This is a genomic window from Actinoplanes oryzae (assembly GCF_030757795.1).
GTDB lineage: Bacteria > Actinomycetota > Actinomycetes > Mycobacteriales > Micromonosporaceae > Actinoplanes.
Window position 1 is genome coordinate 1 of sequence record NZ_JAUQWH010000176.1, and the last position, 18,260, is coordinate 18,260.

Annotated in this window: 20 protein-coding genes; 11 read left to right on the top strand and 9 right to left on the bottom strand. The window is 74.4% G+C overall.

What is annotated here, in order from left to right; all coding sequences use genetic code 11:
• Positions 1-666 (top strand): alpha/beta fold hydrolase (locus RBH18_RS36560; protein WP_306215080.1); only part of this gene is annotated, 666 nt, incomplete at its 5' end.
• Here RBH18_RS36560 and yidC read toward each other — a convergent pair.
• Together yidC and RBH18_RS36570 are read right to left on the bottom strand one after the other, a co-directional pair.
• Entirely contained in the window at positions 593-1,426 is an 834-nt protein-coding gene (gene yidC / locus RBH18_RS36565; protein WP_306215097.1) for a membrane protein insertase YidC, read from the bottom strand. The two genes, RBH18_RS36560 and yidC, sit on opposite strands and share 74 nt — an antisense overlap.
• A gap of 66 nt (positions 1,427-1,492) precedes the next feature.
• Positions 1,493-1,768 (bottom strand): DUF6412 domain-containing protein, encoded by a 276-nt coding sequence (locus RBH18_RS36570; protein ID WP_306215081.1) that lies wholly within the window; start codon positions 1,766-1,768, stop codon positions 1,493-1,495.
• Positions 1,769-2,037: 269 nt separating this feature from the next.
• Here RBH18_RS36570 and RBH18_RS36575 point away from each other — a divergent pair, with 269 nt between their 5' ends.
• Together RBH18_RS36575 and RBH18_RS36580 are read left to right on the top strand one after the other, a co-directional pair.
• Positions 2,038-2,268 carry a pyridoxamine 5'-phosphate oxidase family protein gene (locus RBH18_RS36575; protein ID WP_306215082.1) on the top strand — a complete coding sequence of 77 codons (231 nt, stop codon included), beginning with the start codon at positions 2,038-2,040 and terminating at the stop codon, positions 2,266-2,268.
• Positions 2,269-2,621: 353 nt separating this feature from the next.
• On the top strand, positions 2,622-3,872 hold the full coding sequence (locus RBH18_RS36580) for a cytochrome P450 (RefSeq protein ID WP_306215083.1): 1,251 nt from the start codon (positions 2,622-2,624) through the stop codon (positions 3,870-3,872).
• Here the strand turns inward: RBH18_RS36580 and RBH18_RS36585 are convergent.
• The gene (locus tag RBH18_RS36585; protein WP_306215084.1) at positions 3,869-4,261 is read right to left on the bottom strand and encodes a DUF6582 domain-containing protein; all 393 of its coding nucleotides are present in this window, start codon (positions 4,259-4,261) and stop codon (positions 3,869-3,871) included. The two genes, RBH18_RS36580 and RBH18_RS36585, sit on opposite strands and share 4 nt — an antisense overlap.
• A 54-nt stretch (positions 4,262-4,315) precedes the next feature.
• Positions 4,316-5,101, bottom strand: a complete 786-nt coding sequence (locus RBH18_RS36590) for an SDR family oxidoreductase (RefSeq protein WP_306215085.1) — start codon at positions 5,099-5,101, stop codon at positions 4,316-4,318.
• Positions 5,102-5,219: 118 nt separating this feature from the next.
• On the opposite strand from RBH18_RS36590, the gene RBH18_RS36595 reads away from it, so the two are divergent.
• Positions 5,220-6,041: an ABC transporter ATP-binding protein gene (locus RBH18_RS36595; RefSeq protein WP_306215086.1), complete on the top strand. Its 822-nt coding sequence runs from the start codon at positions 5,220-5,222 to the stop codon at positions 6,039-6,041.
• Complete coding sequence (locus RBH18_RS36600) at positions 6,038-8,575, top strand: FtsX-like permease family protein (protein WP_306215087.1); 2,538 nt, start codon at positions 6,038-6,040, stop codon at positions 8,573-8,575. Before RBH18_RS36595 ends, RBH18_RS36600 begins: the two co-directional genes overlap by 4 nt.
• Positions 8,576-8,700: 125 nt before the next feature.
• Here the strand turns inward: RBH18_RS36600 and RBH18_RS36605 are convergent, their stop codons facing one another.
• Positions 8,701-9,858, bottom strand: a complete 1,158-nt coding sequence (locus RBH18_RS36605) for a 4-hydroxybenzoate 3-monooxygenase (RefSeq protein WP_306215088.1) — start codon at positions 9,856-9,858, stop codon at positions 8,701-8,703.
• A 100-nt stretch (positions 9,859-9,958) separates the two neighbouring features.
• Between RBH18_RS36605 and RBH18_RS36610 the strand changes: the two genes are divergently transcribed.
• A complete protein-coding gene (locus tag RBH18_RS36610; RefSeq protein WP_306215089.1) occupies positions 9,959-10,510 on the top strand; it encodes a GNAT family N-acetyltransferase in 552 nt (183 codons plus the stop codon).
• Here RBH18_RS36610 and RBH18_RS36615 read toward each other — a convergent pair.
• From RBH18_RS36615 to RBH18_RS36625, 3 genes are all read right to left on the bottom strand, one after another.
• Positions 10,489-11,463 (bottom strand): alpha/beta hydrolase family esterase, encoded by a 975-nt coding sequence (locus RBH18_RS36615; RefSeq protein ID WP_306215090.1) that lies wholly within the window; start codon positions 11,461-11,463, stop codon positions 10,489-10,491. The genes RBH18_RS36610 and RBH18_RS36615 overlap by 22 nt on opposite strands.
• 91 nt (positions 11,464-11,554) lie before the next feature.
• Complete coding sequence (locus tag RBH18_RS36620) at positions 11,555-11,872, bottom strand: TM2 domain-containing protein (protein ID WP_306215098.1); 318 nt, start codon at positions 11,870-11,872, stop codon at positions 11,555-11,557.
• An 82-nt stretch (positions 11,873-11,954) separates the two neighbouring features.
• On the bottom strand, positions 11,955-12,776 hold the full coding sequence (locus RBH18_RS36625; protein ID WP_306215091.1) for a hypothetical protein: 822 nt from the start codon (positions 12,774-12,776) through the stop codon (positions 11,955-11,957).
• A gap of 217 nt (positions 12,777-12,993) precedes the next feature.
• On the opposite strand from RBH18_RS36625, the gene RBH18_RS36630 reads away from it, so the two are divergent.
• The 4 genes from RBH18_RS36630 (at position 12,994) to RBH18_RS36645 (ending at position 16,610) form a co-directional block, all read left to right on the top strand.
• On the top strand, positions 12,994-13,902 hold the full coding sequence (locus tag RBH18_RS36630) for an RNA polymerase sigma factor (RefSeq protein WP_306215092.1): 909 nt from the start codon (positions 12,994-12,996) through the stop codon (positions 13,900-13,902).
• A 93-nt stretch (positions 13,903-13,995) separates the two neighbouring features.
• Positions 13,996-15,186, top strand: a complete 1,191-nt coding sequence (locus tag RBH18_RS36635; RefSeq protein WP_306215093.1) for an acyl-CoA dehydrogenase family protein — start codon at positions 13,996-13,998, stop codon at positions 15,184-15,186.
• Positions 15,179-16,033, top strand: a complete 855-nt coding sequence (locus tag RBH18_RS36640) for a polysaccharide deacetylase family protein (RefSeq protein ID WP_306215099.1) — start codon at positions 15,179-15,181, stop codon at positions 16,031-16,033. The genes RBH18_RS36635 and RBH18_RS36640 overlap by 8 nt, the downstream gene beginning before the upstream one ends.
• Before the next feature lie 340 nt (positions 16,034-16,373).
• Positions 16,374-16,610 carry a hypothetical protein gene (locus tag RBH18_RS36645; protein WP_306215094.1) on the top strand — a complete coding sequence of 79 codons (237 nt, stop codon included), beginning with the start codon at positions 16,374-16,376 and terminating at the stop codon, positions 16,608-16,610.
• A 7-nt stretch (positions 16,611-16,617) separates the two neighbouring features.
• Here RBH18_RS36645 and RBH18_RS36650 read toward each other — a convergent pair whose 3' ends face one another.
• The gene (locus RBH18_RS36650) at positions 16,618-17,436 is read right to left on the bottom strand and encodes a phytanoyl-CoA dioxygenase family protein (protein WP_306215095.1); all 819 of its coding nucleotides are present in this window, start codon (positions 17,434-17,436) and stop codon (positions 16,618-16,620) included.
• Positions 17,437-17,495: 59 nt separating this feature from the next.
• On the opposite strand from RBH18_RS36650, the gene RBH18_RS36655 reads away from it, so the two are divergent.
• The coding region (locus tag RBH18_RS36655; protein WP_306215096.1) for a LacI family DNA-binding transcriptional regulator at positions 17,496-18,260 on the top strand (765 nt) is incomplete at its 3' end.

Sequence of the window (18,260 nt, forward strand, 5' to 3'; positions counted from 1 at the left end):
CACGGCCTGACCTTCGACCGGCGGCAGTGGGGACCGCTGCTGCACGAGCTCCCGGGGCGCCGGGCGCTCGCCCTGGACCTGCCGGGCCACGGGGAGTCGCCGCAGCCCGCGGAGCACAGCCGGGCCACGCTGGCGGAGCTGGTGCACCGGGCGGTGACCGCGGCCGGGCTGGACGCGCCGGTCGTGGTCGGACACTCCGCCGGGGGTGTCCTGGCGACCGCCTATGCGGCCCGGTTCCCCGCTGCCGCCGTGGTGAATCTGGATCAGCCGCTGGTGCTCGGCGGCTTCGGCGACCTGCTGCACCGGGTCGAGCCCGTGCTGCGCGGCCCGGGCTGGCGCGACGTGTGGGACCGGCTGCTGGGTGGCATGGGGATCGAGGCCCTGCCCGCCGGGGCGCGCGACCTGGTCGAGTCGTGCGTGCCCCGGCAGGATCAACTGCTGGGCTACTGGGACGAGATCCTGCGCCACCCGAACGCCGTCGTGGACGCCACCTCACGCGCCGAGCTGACCACCGTGGTGGGCCGGGGCATCGGCTACCACTTCGTGACGTCGGACCCCGGCCCCCAGGAATGGTTGCCGCCGCAAGCGACGATCACCGTCCTGCCGGGCGGTCACTTCCCGCATCTGGCCCATCCGAGGGAACTGGCAGCGCTGCTGGCTCGGTGACGGGCATCGGATACTTGTGCAGGATCCACGTCTGCTGCCCGAGCGCGAAGAGGTTCTGCGTCACCCAGTAGACGATGACGCCGATCGGGAAGAGGAGACCGGAGACGAGCAGCGAGGCCGGGATGCCGTACAGCATCAGACGCTGGATCATCTTCTGTTGCGGATCCTCGGCCCAGCCGGTCTTGAGGATCAGCTGTCGGCTCGACAGATATGTGGTGACCACCATCACCGCGATCAGCAGCGCCGCGACGAGCTGGACGGTGGCGCCGCTGGTGTGGAAGGTCGCGGCGAGGGGCGCGCCGAAGAGCTTGGCGTTGGCCGCGCTGTCGAACTGCGTGAGGGTCCAGCCGTACAGGGTGCGGGCGGACTCGCTGGTGATGCTGGGCCGCAGGTGGCGCAGCACATGGAAGAGGCCGAGGAAGACCGGGATCTGCACGAGCATGGGCAGCAGGCTCGCGAAGGGGTTGATCTTCTCGGACTGGTAGAGGGCCATCAGCTCGCGCTGCATGGTCTGCGGATCGTCCTTGTGCCTGTCCTGCAGGGCCTTGAGGCGCGGCTGCAGGGCCTGCATCGCGCGCTGCGACTGGACCTGGCGGATCACGACCGGGAAGAGCGCCAGGCGCACGGTCAGGACCAGGAAGACGATCCCGAGCACCCAGGTCCAGCTGGTGCCGAGCGCGGTGCCGGCGCCCAGGACGAGGTCCCAGGCGGCGTGCCAGAAGAGCAGGATGGCCGAGATGGCCGAGTACACACCCGCCATGACGAAACTCACGGGGAAGCCTTTCGCGACTGAGGAAAGATGACAGTCGGAAGCGGCCGTGATCGCTCAGGAAAGCGCGGCCGCGGGACGGCCGGTGGGTCCTCTCGGGCGGGTGCGGCCCTCGGCGTCGGGGTCGCTCAGCCGGGGCAGCCTCGCTCTCGCCGCCCGCATGCGCATGGCGAGCCCGGCGGCGTGCGCGCCGGGTGTGACGAGGACGACGGCGGCCAGGACTGCGGCCGCCACGACGGCGATCAGGAGGACGGCCACCGCGGCGCCCGTGCTCGCGAGCGAATCCCCGGTCAGCAGCCCGACCAGGTAGTAGAACGCCGCGAACAGAGTCACGGGCACATCGTACCCGGGGGGTGCGAAGCACTTCGCCACGATCGCCCGCAGCCGGTTCGGGGGGTAGCGTGCCGGCATGGGCATGACACTCGGCGAGGCGTGGGAGTTGAGCCGGGCCGACTCCGGGCTGGCGGTCGTCTCGACGGTCCGGGCCGACCACACGGTGCAGGCGTCGCTGGTCAACACGGGCGTCGTCGGGGGGGCGGCTGGCCTTCGTCACGTACGGGCGGGTCAAGCTCGCCAATCTCCGGGCCCGGCCGCAGCTCGCCGTGACGTTCCGCGCGGGCTGGCGCTGGGCGACCGTCGAGGGCCGGGCCGAGCTCGCCGGTCCCGACGACCCGGGCGCGGGCCTCGACGCGGAGGGCCTGCGCCTGCTGCTGCGCGAGATCTTCACCGCGGCCGGGGGCACGCACGACGACTGGGACGAGTACGACCGGGTCATGCGCGAGCAGCGCCGCACCGCCGTTCTCATCACCGCGGACCGGGTCTACGGCTCCTGACCGGGGTGTGACCGCGGCGCTGAGCGGCGGGCCGGACGCGGGCGGACGCGGCGCTGCGCGATGGGCCGGACGGCAGGCGGACGCGGCGCCGGGCGGCGGGCCGGACGCGGGCGGGCGCGGCGCGGCGCGGCGACGGGCCGGACGGCAGGCGGACGCGGCGCCGGGCGGGGGCCGGGCGGCAAGCGGACGCGGGCGGACGGCAGGCGCGGGCGCGGCGGCATCCGGGACATGGCCGGACGCGGCCGGCGTGGTCCGGCGTGGACTGTCCGGACACGCCGCGTGTGAGAGGCGGGGTTCACCCGTTACGAACAGGGCGAACCCGCCGTTGAGGGTCCGTGGGCCTGACTTCTCTGGTGGCTGTCGCGCGTTCGCAGGTGTTGCGGTGGCTGGCCGGGTCGGCGGGCGGCCCGGACCCGTACGCGGGGCTGGCCCTGCTCTCCGACAAGGCCCTCTGGCCGCTGCACCGCGACGGGCTCGACCCGATCGGCCGCCTGGCGGAGACGCGGCAGCGCGAGCCCGTGAGCCGGTTGCCCGTGCCGTTCGGCGTGCGGGCGTGGCTGGTCAGCGGCGAACCGGCCGTGCGGGAGGTGCTCAGTCACCTCGACGGCTTCAGCAACGACTTCGGCATCCTGGCGCGACGCCTGGGGCTCAGCGTGCGGGCCGAGCCGGGCGGCCTGGGCTTCGCGGACCCGCCGGAGCACACGCGGCTGCGCCGGATGCTCACCCCGGAGTTCACGATGCGGCGGCTGGCCCGGCTGGGGCCGCGCATCGAGCAGATCGTCGCCGGGCGCCTCGACGCCCTGGGCCCGGAGGCGGACCTGTGGCACGAGTGGGCGCTGCCGATTCCGGCGCTGACGATCTGCGAGCTGCTGGGCGTCCCGTACGCCGATCGCGCCCGCTTCGAACAGCTCAGCACCGCCCGCTTCGACCTCGCCAGCGGGGCGCACACCTCGCTCGACACGGTCGCCGAGTCGCTGGACTATCTGCGCGGGCTGATCGGCGACCAGCGCCGGTCCCCCGGCGACGGGCTGCTCGGGGCGCTGATCCGCGAGCACGGCGACGAGCTCGGGGACCAGGAGCTCGCCGGGCTGGCCGACGGGGTGCTGACCGGCGGGCTGGAGACGTCGGCCAGCATGCTCGCGCTCGGCGCCGTGGCGCTCATGGCCGATGCCACGCTGGCGGACCGCCTGCGTACGGGCGACGACGTCGACGCCACGGTCGAGGAGCTGTTGCGCTATCTGACCGTCGTGCAGGTGGCGTTCCCGCGGGTGGCGGTGCGGGACGTGCGGATCGCCGGCACGGAGATGCGTACGGGTGACGTTGTCATCTGCTCCCTGAGCGCCGCCAACCGGGACGCGGCGGCCGGCGCGTCACCCGAGACCCTCGACCCGCGGCGCCGGCCCGGGCGCTCCCACCTGACCTTCGGGTACGGCCCCCACCGCTGCATCGGCGCCGAGCTGGCCCGCCTGGAGCTGCGCACCGCCTTCCCGGCGCTGGTGCGGCGGTATCCGCGGCTGCGCCTGGCCGTCGACCCCGCCGACCTGCGCTTTCGCCGGGCGTCGATCGTCTTCGGCCTCGACAGCCTGCCGGTGCTGACCCGTTAGTCGCGCAGCGCCCGCTGCAGCTCGGCCTTCGTCATGGCCGAGCGGCCCGCGATGCCCCGGCGCTTGGCCTCGGCATAGAGCTGTTCCTTGGACGCGTCGTCGCGGGGCTTGTCCGAGGACTTGCGGGCGGGGCTGGGCTTGCCCAGCTCGTGCCAGCTCGACTCGGACAGCTCGACGCCGAACCTCTTCGCGGCCCGCTTGATCCGCCGGAACGCCTCGTCGCGTTCCTTGTCGCTCACGTCACGCACCTGGTCGAAGCGGGCGATGGCGTTGCGCACGTGCCGGGCGTCGTTCAGGGGCTCCTTGCGTACGCGCGGAAAGGCGAAAGTGCTGTCGGACATCTCGTCGCGCTCAGCCGCACTGAGCTGGTGCTGCGTCTTCGTGGCCATGTCGACTGGCTACCCGCCGCCGGGGCCTGTCACTCCTGCGGCCCGGTGGGCAGGTCATGCCTGCGGCAGGCGCGGCGGGCCGCCGACCATCACGTGGTAGCCGGCGTCGACGGGCAGCCAGGCACCGGTGAGGGCGGCCGTGCGCTCGTCGAGCAGCAGGTCGATGACCGCGGCGACGTCGTCGGGCTCGACCATGCGGCCCAGCACCGAGTGCCCCGCGAGATGGCGGGCCATGCCGGGCAGCATGAAACGATCACTTGCCTCCGTGCGCACGGCACCCGGCGCGACCGTGTTGACGGTGACCCCGAACTCGCCCGCCTCGGCCGCCACCTGCTGGGCGAAGGAGTTGAGCGCCGCCTTGGACACAGCATGGCTTATCTGCTGCTTCCCGGTCCACTCGGCGGACATGCTCGACACGTAGACGATGCGGCCCGAGCCCTGCTCACGCATGGCGGCGAGGACCCGTTGCGTGACGAAGAACGCACCGCCGAGCTCGGCGCCGACCTTGCCGATCAGGTCTTCCCACGTGGTCTCGGCCAGGGTCGCCCGGGTCGGCTGGCGCACGTTGGCGTTGGCGACCAAGGCGTCGATCCGGCCGTGGTGCTCGAGGATGCCGTCGACCAGGGCTCGTACCTGATCGGGGTCGCAGACGTCGGCCTGAGCCGGGCGGGCCGTGCCTCCCCCGGCTTCGACCGCCGCCGCCACGGCCCGCGCCGACTCGGCGTCGCGCCGATAGTTGACGACGACGTGGTAGCCGCGCCGGCCCAGGACCCGGGCGGTGGCCGCGCCGATCCCCCGCCCGGCCCCGGTCACCAGGGCGACCCGCTGGTTGTCCGCCATGCCTCTCGTACCCCCTGCTGTACCTCGACTGGGTAGTCAGCTGGATCGATCACGAGCCGCCCGATCCGTAGCGTTTCCGGTGCGCGCACCGACCACATCGCTACCGAGAGGACAGACCGTGTCCAGCCATGATGACCATGCCGTCCGGGTCGAGCAACTCACCCGGGTCCACGGCAGCGGCCCGCGCGCCGTCACCGCTCTCGACGGTGTCGACGCCGCGTTCGCCACCGGGACGTTCACCGCCGTGATGGGGCCCTCCGGCTCCGGCAAGAGCACGCTGCTGCAGACCGCCGCGGGCCTCGACCGCCCGACCGCCGGGCGGGTCTGGGTCGGCGGCACCGAGCTGTCGCGGCTCTCCGAGACCAAGCTCACCATGCTGCGCCGCGAGCGCATCGGCTTCATCTTCCAGGCGTTCAACCTGGTCGGCGCGCTGACCGTCCGGGAGAACATCGTGCTCCCCGCCGAGCTGGGCAAGTCCCGGGTGGACCGGGCGTGGCTCGACCACGTGGTGGCCCGCGTCGGGCTCGGCGACCGGCTGCACCACCGGCCGTCGGCGCTGTCCGGCGGCCAGCAGCAGCGGGTGGCCATCGCCCGGGCGCTGGTCACGCGGCCCGACGTGTTCTTCGCCGACGAGCCGACCGGGGCGCTCGACTCTCGCACCGCCGCGGAGGTGCTGGCGCTGCTGCGGGCGGTGGTCGACGAGCACGGCCAGACGGTGGTCATGGTCACGCACGACCCGGTCGCCGCGTCCTATGCGGACCGAGTGCTGGTCCTCGCGGACGGCCGCATCGTCACCGACACCCCGCAGCCGGGCACCGCCCACATCGCCGAGCTGCTGACCTCCCTCGACCGGCGGCGCGAGCCGGCCGTCGCCGGGATCGAGCGGGGCTTCGTCGCCAACGGCGCCGGCCACGTCGCGGACGGGCGGGCCGTGCGATGACCCGCCTCGCCGCGCGCATGCTGCGCCACCGCCCCGGTTCCACCGTCGCCACGCTGCTGGCCCTCGCGATCGGCGCGCTGGTCCTCACCGCGATGGGCGTGCTGGTCGAGTCCGGCCTGCGCGCTCACTCCGCCCCCTTCCGCTACGCCGCCGCGGATCTGATCGTCGCCCACCGCGACCTCACGGTCACCGGCAAGGACATCGACGGCGAGAAGGTCACCACCACGGTGCCGCTGTCCGAGGGCGGCACCGTCGGTGACGACCTCGCCGGCAAGCTGGGCGCCGTGCCGGGCGTCACCGCCGCGGTCACCGATCGCACGCTCCCGGTCGTGTCCGTGGCTGCCCCCGGCCTGCCGGTCGCGGGGCATGGCTGGGGCAGCGCCGCCCTGATGCCGTGGGCGCTGGTGGCGGGCGGGAAGCCGGCCGCCGACGACCAGGTGGTGGTCGACAGCCGGCTGGCCGCCGCGGCCGGGTTCCGTCCCGGGCAGTCCGTCGAGCTGGTGGTCGACGGCGCGGCCCACCGCTACGAGATCAGCGGTGTCGCGACGGGTGCCCGCAGCTCGGACACCCGCCCGGCCGCGGTGTTCTTCACCGACCGGGCGGCGGCTGCCCTCGACCCGCGCCCCGGCCGGGCCGGCGCCGTCGGGGTGTTCCTGGCACCGGGCGCCGACCGGCGGGCCGTGACCGCGATCGCCGAGGCCGCCGGCGCCCGGGTCTACGCCGGCGACGACCGCGGGCAGGCCGAGGAGTCCGCCGAGGGCCCCATGCGCAGCCTGCTGATCCAGATCGGCGGCACCTTCGGGGGGTACGTCGTCCTGCTCGTCGTCTTCGTCGTCGCCGGCACGGTCGGGCTGTCCGTCCGGCACCGCCGCCGCGACCTCGCCCTGCTGCGGGCCGTGGCCGCCACTCCCCGCCAGGTGCGCGGCATGGTGACCGCGGAGGCGGCGCTGCTCGGCGTCGCCGGCGCGGTGCTCGGCGTCCCGGGCGGGCTGCTCGCCGCGCGCTGGGTGCACGGGGAGCTGGTGGAGCGGGGGTTCCTCGCCGAGACCTTCCCGATGGTTCCCGGCGTGCTGTCCGCGGCGGCCGTGCTCGTGCTGACCGTGCTGGTGGCCGTGGCGGCCGCCCTGCTCGCCGTGCGCCGGATCAGCCGGATCCGACCGGTCGAGGCGCTGGGCGAGATCGCGGTCGAGCCGGCCCGCGGCGGCAAGGTCCGCCTGTGGTCCGGCCTGCTCTGCCTCGCCGGCGCGGTCGCCTCCAGCACCGTCACCGTCGCCCTGAGCGGGGAGGCGGCGCTGGCCGGGGCGCTCGGCATGCTCTACCTCTTCGTCGCCGGGATCGCGCTGCTCGCGCCCTGGGTCAACGAGGCGGCCGCGCGGCTGCTCGGCCCGCTCTTCCGCCGGGTGTGGGGCGCGAGCGGGCACCTGGCCTCGGCCAACCTGCGCGCCAACGCCCGGGGCGGCGCCACGGTGCTCACCGCGCTGGTGCTGGCCGTGGGCTTCGGCGGCTCGGTGTGGTTCCTGCAGGACAACATCCAGCGGGCCACCGTGACGCAGAGCCGCGACGGCCTGCTCGCCGACCGGATCCTCACCTCCCCGGCCGGGCTGGCGCAGGGCACGACCGCCCGGCTGCGCGAGCTGCCCGGCGTCGAGGGTGTGACCGGGCTGCGGCGCACGTCCGCGGTGGTGCGGATCATGGGCGGCGAGGCGGAGTCCGTGGCGGCGCTCGCCCTCGACCCGGTGGACGCCGCGCGCACCCTGGACCTGCGGGTGAGCGAGGGCGACCTGGCGGCGCTCGACGGCACGAGCGTGGCCGTGTCGAGCCTCCGCGCCGGCATGCAGGGCTGGCACGCCGGGGACCGGGTGGAGCTGTGGCTCGGCGACGGGACGCCGGCGACGCTGCGGGTCGCCGCCGTCTACGAGCGGGGGCTCGGCTTCGGCGACCTGATCCTGCACCGCGACACGGTCGCCGGGCACACGGCCGGCACGACCGACGACGAGGTGCTGGTCACGCTGGCGCCGGGGGCGACGCCCGACCTGGCCGCGGGGCTGAGCGGCGGCGGCCGGGCCACCGGCGTTGCGTCGCTGGTGGCCACGGGCGACGCCGCCGGGCGCACGGGCCGGCTGGCGGAGGACCTCGCCCTCAGCGCCTGGCTCAACAAGCTCCTCGTCGGTGTGATGGTCGGCTACGCCGCGCTCGCCGCCGCCAACACGATGGTCATGGCCGCCCTGGCCCGGCGGCGCGAGCTGGCGTTGCTGCGCATCGTCGGCGTCACCGGCCGGCAGGCGCGCCGCATGGTCAACGCCGAGCAGGCCGGGCTGCTCGGGGTGGCGCTGCTGCTCGGCGGGGCCATCGCCGCGGTCACGCTCACCGCGGTGGTGCACGCCCTGACCGGCAGCCTGGTGCCCTACGTCCCGCCGCTGGGCGGAGCCGCGATCCTCGCCGGCGCGACCCTGCTGGCCCTGGGCACGACGATCCTGCCGGTCCGCCGCCTGCTGCGCGTGCCCCCGATCGAGCACCTGGGCGTGCGGGAATGACCCGGCAGCCAGCCGGCCGCAGGGCGCGGACCCGGGGCCGCCCGCAGCCCGAGCGCCGCCGCGCGCTGCGCCTCGGCGGAGGCCGCTGCGGGGTCGTGGTCAGGGGGCCAGTGTGCCGCGGCCGGTCACATGCCGATGTCGAGCCCCGCGTAGTTCTCCGCCAGGCCGGTCGCCCCGGCCCGGCTGGAGGTCACCCAGCGCAGCTGCGACAGCTGCAGCTGCGCGTCGAAGGGATCCGCCGTGGCGTGCAGCATGGTGGTCATCCACCAGGAGAAGTGGGTGGCCCGCCACACCCGGCGGAGGGCGTCGCCGGAGTAGGAGTCCGCGAGCCGGGCGTCGTTCTCCTTCAGCAGCGCCACGAGGGCCCGGCCGAGCAGCGCCACGTCGGCGATCGCCAGGTTCAGGCCCTTGGCGCCGGTCGGCGGGACGATGTGCGCGGCGTCCCCGGCCAGGAAGAGCCGGCCGTGGCGCATCGGCGTCTGCACATAGCTGCGCATCGGCAGCACGCTCTTGTCGGTGATCGGCCCGGGCGTCAGCTTCCAGCCGTTCTCGCCGTCGCCGAGGCGGGTGGCGAGGGCGTCCCAGATCCGCTGGTCGGACCACTCGCCCGGCGCGGTCCCGTTCGGCACCTGCAGATAGAGGCGGCTGACGGTGGGCGAGCGCATCGAGTGCAGCGCGAACCCGTCGGGGTGCCACGCGTAGATCAGCTCGTCGGTCGAGGGCGCCACGTCGGCGAGGATCCCCAGCCACGAGTAGGGGTACTCGCGCTCGAAGTCGCGCGCCGGCACCGCGGTGCGGCTGGGCCCGAACGAGCCGTCGCACCCGGCGATCACCCGGGCGTCGATGCGGCCGGGCGTGCCGTCCTTGCCGGTGAAGGTCACGTACGGGGAATCGGTGCCCACGTCGTGCAGCGCGGTCTCCGTCACCTCGTAGATCACCTCGGCTGTGCCGGCCGCCACCAGGTCCTTCTGCAGCTCGGTCTGCCCGTAGACCCAGACGCTGCGCCCGGTCAGGTCGACGAAGTCCAGGTGGTGCCGGTCGCCGGGATGCTGCAGATAGATGCCGCGGTGCTCGTGGCCCTCGGCGCGCAGCCGGGCGCCGAGCCCCACCTCCGTGAGCAGCTCGACGCTGGAGTGCTCCAGGATGCCGGCCCGGATGCGCGCGGCGACGTACTCCTGCGAGCGGGTCTCGACCACCACGGCCGCGACGCCGGCGCGGTGCAGCAGGTGGGCGAGCAACAGGCCGGCGGGACCGGCTCCGACGATGGCGACCTCGGTCTTCATGAGTCAGAGCAGAACCGTACAGGCGCCCGGAGGGCAAGAGGCGGTTTCCGGCCAGCGGAAAGGAACCGGCGCGTGAGCCGCGGCGCTGTACGGTTCCCGCGTGACAGTCTTGCCCGCGCGGACGCCGCGCCTGATCGTGCGCCGCTTCACGACCGGGGACCTGGACGATTTCCTCGCCTACCAGGCCGATCCCGAGGTGCGGCGGCACCTGCCCGGCGAGCCCATGAGCCCGGCGCGGGCCGCCGGCTATCTGCGTGCCCAGGCGGAGCTCGACGACCGGGCGCGGGCCGCCTGGCACGGCTATGCGGTGCAGCATGTGGCCGACGACCGGGTGATCGGCGACGTCGGCGTCTGGCTGCCGGCCGATCCCGCGGCCACGCCCGACATCGGCTTCCAGTTCCACCCGGCCCGGCACGGCCAGGGCTACGCCCGGGAGGCCGTGCGCGCGTTGCTCCGTCATTGCTTCGAGGGGCTCGGGTTGCCGCGGGTGACGGCCACCTGCGACCCGGCGAACACGGCGTCCCAGGCCCTGATGCGGCGGCTCGGCATGCGGCCGGCCAAGGACACCCCCGACACCGTCCAGTACGACCTCAGCCGCGAGCAGTGGCTCGCCGGTGCGGCCCCGCCGGATCAGCGCGCCGGCAGCCGGTAGCCGGCGAAGAAGTCCCACAGGATCTGCGCGGCGTCGATCTCCGAGCCCGGTTCGGCGGCGCCGGGCCACACGTGCCCGCCGTTGCTGATCCGGTAGAAGACGACTTCGGCGCCCCGCGAGCACTGCGTGTAGGTCAGCCGGGTCACGTGCTCGGTGACCGGCGTGGCGTCGGGGCCGCTGCGGCAGCCGTCGAGCCGGGCCCACGTCTGCGCCGCGACCGGGGCGGCATAGCCCCAGCGCAGGTCGGTGCTCCCGGCGTACGGGTTGACCGTGTCCTGCTGCCCGTGCCACGTCACCACCGGCACCGGCCGGCTGGGCCGGCAGTCCTCGACCTCCGGCACGCTCACGTCGTCGGGATCCGGGCGCCCCGCCCGCAGCCCGGCGCCCGCGGCGATGGCGGCGATCCGGCCGGCGAGGCGGCAGGCCAGGGCCGAGGACATGCGCGCGCCGCCGGAGTGGCCGGTGGCGTAGGTGCGCCGCGGGTCGGTGCAGAGCGTGCTCTCCACCACGTCGATCACCCGGCCCAGGAAGGCGACGTCGTCCCGGGCGCCGGGCGGCGGCATCTGCCCGGCCGTCGTGGGCACCCCGGGCACGTTCCACGCCCAGCTGCCCGCCGGCGGCATCGGGTCCTGCGGCAGGGAGATGGCGCCGTCCGGGGCCGCCACGACGAACCCGTTGGCGTCGGCGACCGGGCGCAGGCCGCTGTAGTCGAGCTGGCCCGGGCCGTTGCCGCTGCTGCCGTGCAGGTTGAGCACCAGCGGGACGCGGCCGGTGGCGGCGAGCGCCGGCGGCACGTGGACGAGCACCGGGTACGTCGTTCCCTCGAAGGCGACGCCGACCGTGACGTCACCCCGGGCGGCCGGCCTCGCGCAGGCGGCGGCGGTGTCCACGGTGGCCGGCACGACCGCGCTCAGGGTGGCCGACAGGACGAGGGTGACGAGGGAGGCCAGCACGGCTAGACATTAGCAAATATCGATCTCATGGCGGGGCGGCGCGGGAGACGATGCACCCGCGCCGGTGCTTGGTGCCTGCGCGGGCGGCGCGTCAGTTCTCGCGCAGCGGGCGGCCCTGGCCGTCGACGCCGCCGTTGACGAGGATCAGGATGCCGTCGATGAAGCCCCACAGGCCGCCGGCGCCGCAGGTGACGAGGGAGACGACGAGCTGGAGCACACCGGTCTTGGTGTCACCCATGTAGAACCGGCCGACGCCGAAGGAGCCGAGGAAGATGCCGAGGATGCCGGCGACGAGCTTGGACTTGTCCGAGACGCCGACGGGCTGCTGGTACTGAGCGTTGGTCATGACGCGCCACCATAGTGATCTCCGTCGCCCCCGCCGCGTCCCGTGTCCACATGTTGAGACGATGGGCCGGTAAAGCCGCCCTTTCGGGCAACCGCCCTGGCCGACCGGAGGATCCCGGCGGCCCCTCGCCCTACCTGGTGCGGTCTCAGCGGGCCTCGGTGCCGGCACGGAGGCAGACGACGGTCGCGTCGTCGGTGGCCACGCCGGCCCGCGACTCGGCCTCCCGGACGCGCCGGATCACCTCGGCCGGCCCCTCGGCCTCGAGCAGCTCCAGCAGCCCGCCCCAGCCGGTGAGCCCGAAGGTGTCGACGATCCGGCTGGCGCCGTTGCTCAGCAGCGCCGCCACGGTCACCTCACCCGCCGGGGAGCTGCCGCTGATCGCCTCCTCCGCCGCCCGCGGGTCGTCCTTGGCCACCCAGTAGCCGCCCGGCGCGTTCCGGTACGCCCGCAACTCCCGCAGCAGCCGCCGGCGCTCCTTGCTGTCCTCGGGAACGCCCCGCAGCCGCTCCTCGAAGCCCCGGGCGATGACCACCTCGCGGGCATCGTGCACGACGAGCGGCTCCCCACCGGCCCGCCCGACGAGCGGCTCCCTACCGGCCCGCCCGACGAGCGCGACGGCGTCACCGAGAACCAGGTGCTCGACGCTCCCGCCGGTGCGCCGGAGCATCGCCACGGCCGCGTAGGGGCTGCTCGGATGCGTGACGTCGCAGGTGTCGCGATGCTCGGCGGTGACCCGCGCGATGCCGTCGGCCAGCACCCCGGGCAGACCGCGGTCGTCGGCGAGGGCGCCCAGCAGCGCCCCGCCGAGCCGGGTGGCGTACCAGGCCACGCCGTGATGGCAGAGCTCCCCGGCCCCGGCGATCCCGCCCGCCCCGTCGACCAGCACCAGCCCCGCCGGCACCGCGCCGGCGAAGTCCTCGTTGGCCCGGCCGGGATGCCCCGCATCGGTCGCCATCGTCACCCGCACGATCCGATCCTCGCACCTCCCCGCGAACCCGCAGGAACGAAGCAGCGCCCCGATTCGCGGGACGACCAGCCGGGCAGGGTGCCCGCGGCGGCGCGGGCGTGGACGTCGGCAGGAAGCCGACGACCCGGCGTCGCCGCCCGCCCGGCTCGCCACGACGGGAGCCGTGCTGATTCGCGCGGCGGATCGCGGCAGCGCTCCCGTCGTATCGTTGCGAGGCGTGACAGCTGACCTTGCCCGCGCCGCGCGGAGTGGTGACGACGCCGCCTTCGCCACCCTCGTCGAGCAGCATCGCGCCGGGTTGCGGGCCGTGGCGATCAGCCTGCTCGGCTATGGGGACGAGGCCGACGACGCCGTGCAGGACGCCGTGCTCGTGGCGCTGCGCCGGCTGCCCGAGCTGCGCGATCCCGCGGCGGCCGGGCCCTGGCTGCGCGCCATCGTGCGCAACAACTGCCGGATGGCGCTGCGCTCGCGGCGGGCCGTGCCGGTCGCGGAGCCGGAGCCGCTGCTGCCCGCCGACCCGGGACCCGGGCCCGACCAGCTGCTCGACCGGGCGGCCACCCGCGACTGGGTGCATCATGCCGTGGCGGCCCTGCCCGAGCCCGTGCGCGAGGTGACGGTGCTGCGCTACTTCAGCACGCATTCGTCGTACCGGCAGATTGCCGAGCTGTGCGCGGTGCCCGAGCACACCGTCCGCAGCCGCCTGCGCGACGGACGGCAGGCGCTGCGCCGGGCCCTGCGCGAGACCGCCGACCTGGCCCATGCCGACGCCGCCGCGGCGACGGCCGCGAGCCGGGCCCACGCCGATGCCACCCTCGAGGCGGCGCAGAGCGGCCACTACCACCGGATGCTGCGCGAGAGCTTCCACCCGGACGCGCGGCTGACCGTGCTGGGCGGGCTCACCGGCAGCCCCGAGGTGATGCCCATGATGATGGACTACACGCTGGGCGCCGGGGTCCGGACCCGGCTCCGCGAGGCGACCGCGAGCCGGGACGTCATGGTCTGGGAGACGGACTTCGTCAACCCGGCCGACGCGCCGGACCACTGCCCACCGGGCATGGTGTGGCTGCACCGGCTGCGCGACGGCCGTACGTCCACTCTGCGGCTGGCGTACCGGCTGTCGGAGTGACGCGCATCACCGTCCTTTCCGCGCACGCCCGGCTCGGCCGGTGCATCTCGTTCCGACCGGCCCGGAGTCACCGGGCCCTGTGGAGGATCGACGATGACCCACCCTGTGCACGACCTGCCCGACGTGCTGCGCCCCGCCGTCGAGAAGTACCGCGACGAGGCGGAGGCGCTCGGCCGCCTGCCCGAGGAACTGGTGCGTGAGCTGCGCGAGCACGGCGCCTTCCGGCTGTACACGCCGCGTGAGCTCGGCGGGCACGAGGCCACCCCGGCCGTCGTCCTGGAGCTGCTCACCCGGCTGGCGCGGCTCGACGGGCCCACCGCCTGGACCGTGTGGAATCTCAACCTGGGCTTCGTCGCCGGGCTCCTCGGCCCGGAGCGGGCGGAGGAGGTCTTCGGCGGCGGCCGGGACCCGCTGATCGCCAACTCGGGCCAGCCCGGGCGGATGAGCCCCGCCGAGGGCGGCTTCCGCCTCACCGGCACCTGGAAGATCGTCAGCGGGGCCCACCTGGCGGACTGGTTCCTGCTCGCCGGGATGCTGCCTGCCGGCCCGGGTACGTCCGGCTGGGGCGCGGGCCTCTTCTTCTGCCTGGTGCCCCGGGACGCGGTGACCGTGCTCGACACGTGGGACGTCGCGGGCATGCGGGCCTCGGACAGCAACTCCGTGACGGCCGACGAGGTGTTCGTCCCGTCCGACCTGGCCTTCTCGCTCTTCGCCCCGAACCGCCTCGACCGGCCGGCGTACCGGTTGCCGACGGTGAACGTGGTCTTCCCGGGCTGCGCGGCGGTGCTGATCGGCATGGCGCAAGCCGCCGTGGACGAGCTCGTGCGGCTGGCGGGCGGCAAGACGGCCTTCACCGGCGAGCCGCTGGCCGCGATGGAGAGTACGCAGGTCGCGGTCGGCCGGGCCGCCGCTCAGGTCGCCGCCGCGCGGGGCCTGCTGCTGTCCACCGCCGGCGAGCTGGACCGCACGACCGCCGCCGGCCGGGAGACCACCGAGGAGCAGCGGGCCGCCGTGCGGGGCGCCATCGCCCACGTGACCGAGACCGCCCGCACGGTGCTGGTGTCGATGTACGCCACGGCCAGCTCCGGATCCGCTCTACACGACCAGCCGGCTGGGCCGCATCTTCCGCGACGGAATGGCCGCCGCGCAGGCCGCGAACCTCTCCACGGTGCAGTGGTCGCTGCCGGGCCGGATCCTGCTCGGCCAGCCGGCGGGGGTGCCCTTCGTCTGACGGCGCGGGCGTTGACGCCTGTTGCTATGTTCCCGTGTCGTGATCATGGATGACCACGAATCAGCGGGCATGTCCGGCATGTCCCGGCGGCGCATGCTCGGCGCCGGTGCCGTCGCCCTGGGCGCGTTGTCCCTGGCCGGCTCGGCCGCCGTGCCGCGGCAGCGCACCCCGGGCGGCGCCCGCGCGACCACGACACCCCGGCCGGCAGCACCGGTGCCCGCACGATCGCAGCCGGCGCGGCCGCCGGCGCTGCCGGTGCTCGCGGAGCCGGTCCGCACGCTCACCGACTATCGGCGGGCGGTCGGCGGGCCGGCCTTCCCCGCCGACGCCATCGCGCTGACCATCGACGACGGGCCGCACCCGGTCTGGACGCCGAAGATCCTGCGGTTGCTCCGCAAGCATCACGTGCCCGCGCTGTTCTGCATGATCGGCAACCAGGTCCTCGGCCACGAGACGATCGCCCGCGAGGTGGTCCGCGACGGGCACCACGTCGCCAACCACACCTGGAGCCACCCGACCCACCTGGGCAGCCGCAAACGGAAGCTGGTCGACAAGGAGCTGCTCCGCGGCCAGGAGAAGATCCACGACACCACGGGTCAGGCACCGGCACTCTTCCGCTCGCCGGGCGGCGACTGGTCCCCCGCCCTGCTGCGCGACGCGGCCGCCCACCAGCTGGTGCCGCTGGACTGGAGCGACGACCCGCGCGACTGGTCCCGGCCGGGTGTCGCCCACATCACCCGGCGGCTGCTGGCGGCGCGGCCGGGGCAGATCCTGCTGTGCCATGACGGGGGCGGGGACCGGTCGCAGACCTACACGTCGCTCAAGACCGTCCTGCCCGCCCTGCGTGCGAAGGGCCTGACCTTCGTCGCGCTGGACCGGCGGCCGCGGCCCGAGGTCTGACCCCGGCAACGGTGTCGCCCGTCACGGCGTCGTCAGGTCGAGCACGGACACCTGCCACCGTCACCGAGGCGGGACCTCGCCGAAGTCCACTGTGCCGGGTGTGAGGCGCGGCGAGAGCGGGTGAGCGCCGCCGCACCGACGGCCGGGGCACGGTCCCTGGCCAGGCGCATTAGCGCGTCGTGGGCGACGACGGCGAGCGCAAGGTCCCCACCTGGTCAGACGACCGCCGGCGCGATGCGGTGTGCGGCTGTGCGCGGCGTCACCTGGGGAAACGAATTGCGGGGCGTGATCGTTCTGTTGAGACTTGGAGGACCCCACGAGGAGAGAGGGCAGGAGTCCGATGACGGATCAACATCAACGCGCCGAGGCCCTGTTCGCCTCGACGCTGCAGGCCGGCGAGAGCCCCGACCAGGAGGCGGTGGTTCGCGAGACCACCACCCTGCTGGCCGATGCCGGGCCGGTGGGTTGCTCGGCGGCCATGGCCTACGAGTTCGGGGAGCACCCGGAGCTGGCCGTGCGCCGCATGCGCTGGGCCCGGCAGACGGTCCAGCGGTGCTTCGCCGAGAAGCAGCAGTGAGTGGTGCTCACGCCTCACCCATGACCAGACCCTCGATGGTGTGCTTCTGGGTGATAGGCGTGAGCACGTCCACCACCGGGCAGTGCAGGTGCTGCTTGACCTGGTCGGGCAGCGCCGCCCAGTAGTCGCGGGTGACCGCGGTGTCATGGCGCTCGCCGTTGATCGCCCCCGGGCCGTCGATGCCGAGCACCAGGACCGGGCGGGACTTCTGCGAGTCGTTGCGCGTGCCCCGGTGGATGGTCAGCGCCGAGCGGGCCGAGATGTCGCCCCGCTTCGGATATTTGCGGACCGCGCGCTCGTCGTAGCGGCCGTAGGCCCGCTTGGGCGGGAACATGCCGTGGCCGAAGTCGGGCGAGTCGTCGAACTGGGTGCCGGGCGCGATCTCGAACGGACCCATGTCCTCCGCGGTGTCCACCCCGGTGAGGTTGAAGGCGAGCGAGTCGAGTTTGCCCTCGCGGCGGGTGATCTCGGGCATCGGGAAGTCGCGGTGCCACGGCTGGTTGACCGCGCCGGCGAAGGGGATGTCGAAGCCGAGCTCGACGATCTCCCATCGCGGGCCGAGCACCGCCTCGCACACGGCGGTGACCCACGGGTGCGTCACCAGGTCGACGAAGCCGCGCAGCTGCTCGGGGTGGATCTCCACGTAGTAGCGCTTCGGCCCGCGGCCGACGGCACCGTGGGGGCGGGCCGTCGCCTCGGCGAACGCCTTCTCGATGTCCTCACGCATGGTGTCCGCCCACTCGGGCGTGAAGGCGCCCTTGCAGGCGGTGATGCCGTCGCGGTAGATGGCCTCGCGGGCAGCGGCTCCGATGTCTGTCGTCGTCATGTCCCGAGGATTGCAACGTGGCATGCCACGTTGCAAGAGTCCCCGGTAGAGTTTTCACCATGAGCGCGACCCTGCGGCAGGTGGCCGAGCGGGCCGGGGTGTCGGTCCGCACCGTTTCCAATGTGGTCAGCGGCTTCGCCCTCGTGGCGCCCGAGACCCGCTCCCGGGTGCAGGCCGCGATCGACGAGCTGCAGTACAGGCCCAACGCCGCCGCCCGGCACCTGCGCGGCGGCCGCTCGGGGCTGATCGCACTGGCCGTGCCCGAGATCGCCTCGCCCTACTTCAGCGAGCTGGCCGGGCTGCTCGCCGAGGAGGCCGGGCGGCGCTCCCTGCTGCTGCTGATCCAGCAGACCGGCGGCGACGCCAAGGTCGAGCGGACGCTGATCGACGGCGTCCCCGGCCAGACCGTCGACGGCGTGATCCTCAGCCCGTGGGCGCTCTCCCCCGCCGAGATCACCCGCCGCGCCTCGGACGTCCCGGTGGTGCTGCTCGGCGAGCAGGACGCCGGCGGGCTGTTCGACCACGTGGCGGTCGACAACGTGGCCGCCGCCCGGGAGACGACCCGGCATCTGATCGAGCGGGGCCACCGCCGCATCGCCGCCGTCGGCCCGCAGCCCCACCTGGAGAACGGCACGGCCGCCCGGCGCCTGGAGGGCTACCGCCAGGCGCTCGCCGAGGCCGGGCTGCCCGCCGACCCGGCGCTCGAGATCCCCGTCGCCCGGCTGCACCGCACCGACGGCGCCGACGCCTTCCCCCACCTGCGCGGCCGGGCCGACGCTGCCTTCTGCTTCAGCGACCAGCTGGCCCTGGGCCTGATGAGCGCG

What these genes read in the sequence shown, in the direction of transcription:
- yidC (WP_306215097.1), bottom strand. Translation starts at nt 1,426, where the DNA reads ATGGCGGGTGTGTACTCGGCCATCTCGGCCATCCTGCTCTTCTGGCAC.
- RBH18_RS36585 (WP_306215084.1), bottom strand. Translation starts at nt 4,261, where the DNA reads ATGGCCACGAAGACGCAGCACCAGCTCAGTGCGGCTGAGCGCGACGAG.
- RBH18_RS36590 (WP_306215085.1), bottom strand. Translation starts at nt 5,101, where the DNA reads ATGGCGGACAACCAGCGGGTCGCCCTGGTGACCGGGGCCGGGCGGGGG.
- RBH18_RS36600 (WP_306215087.1), top strand. Translation starts at nt 6,038, where the DNA reads ATGACCCGCCTCGCCGCGCGCATGCTGCGCCACCGCCCCGGTTCCACC.
- RBH18_RS36605 (WP_306215088.1), bottom strand. Translation starts at nt 9,858, where the DNA reads ATGAAGACCGAGGTCGCCATCGTCGGAGCCGGTCCCGCCGGCCTGTTG.
- RBH18_RS36635 (WP_306215093.1), top strand. Translation starts at nt 13,996, where the DNA reads ATGACCCACCCTGTGCACGACCTGCCCGACGTGCTGCGCCCCGCCGTC.
- RBH18_RS36640 (WP_306215099.1), top strand. Translation starts at nt 15,179, where the DNA reads ATGGATGACCACGAATCAGCGGGCATGTCCGGCATGTCCCGGCGGCGC.
- RBH18_RS36645 (WP_306215094.1), top strand. Translation starts at nt 16,374, where the DNA reads ATGACGGATCAACATCAACGCGCCGAGGCCCTGTTCGCCTCGACGCTG.
- RBH18_RS36650 (WP_306215095.1), bottom strand. Translation starts at nt 17,436, where the DNA reads ATGACGACGACAGACATCGGAGCCGCTGCCCGCGAGGCCATCTACCGC.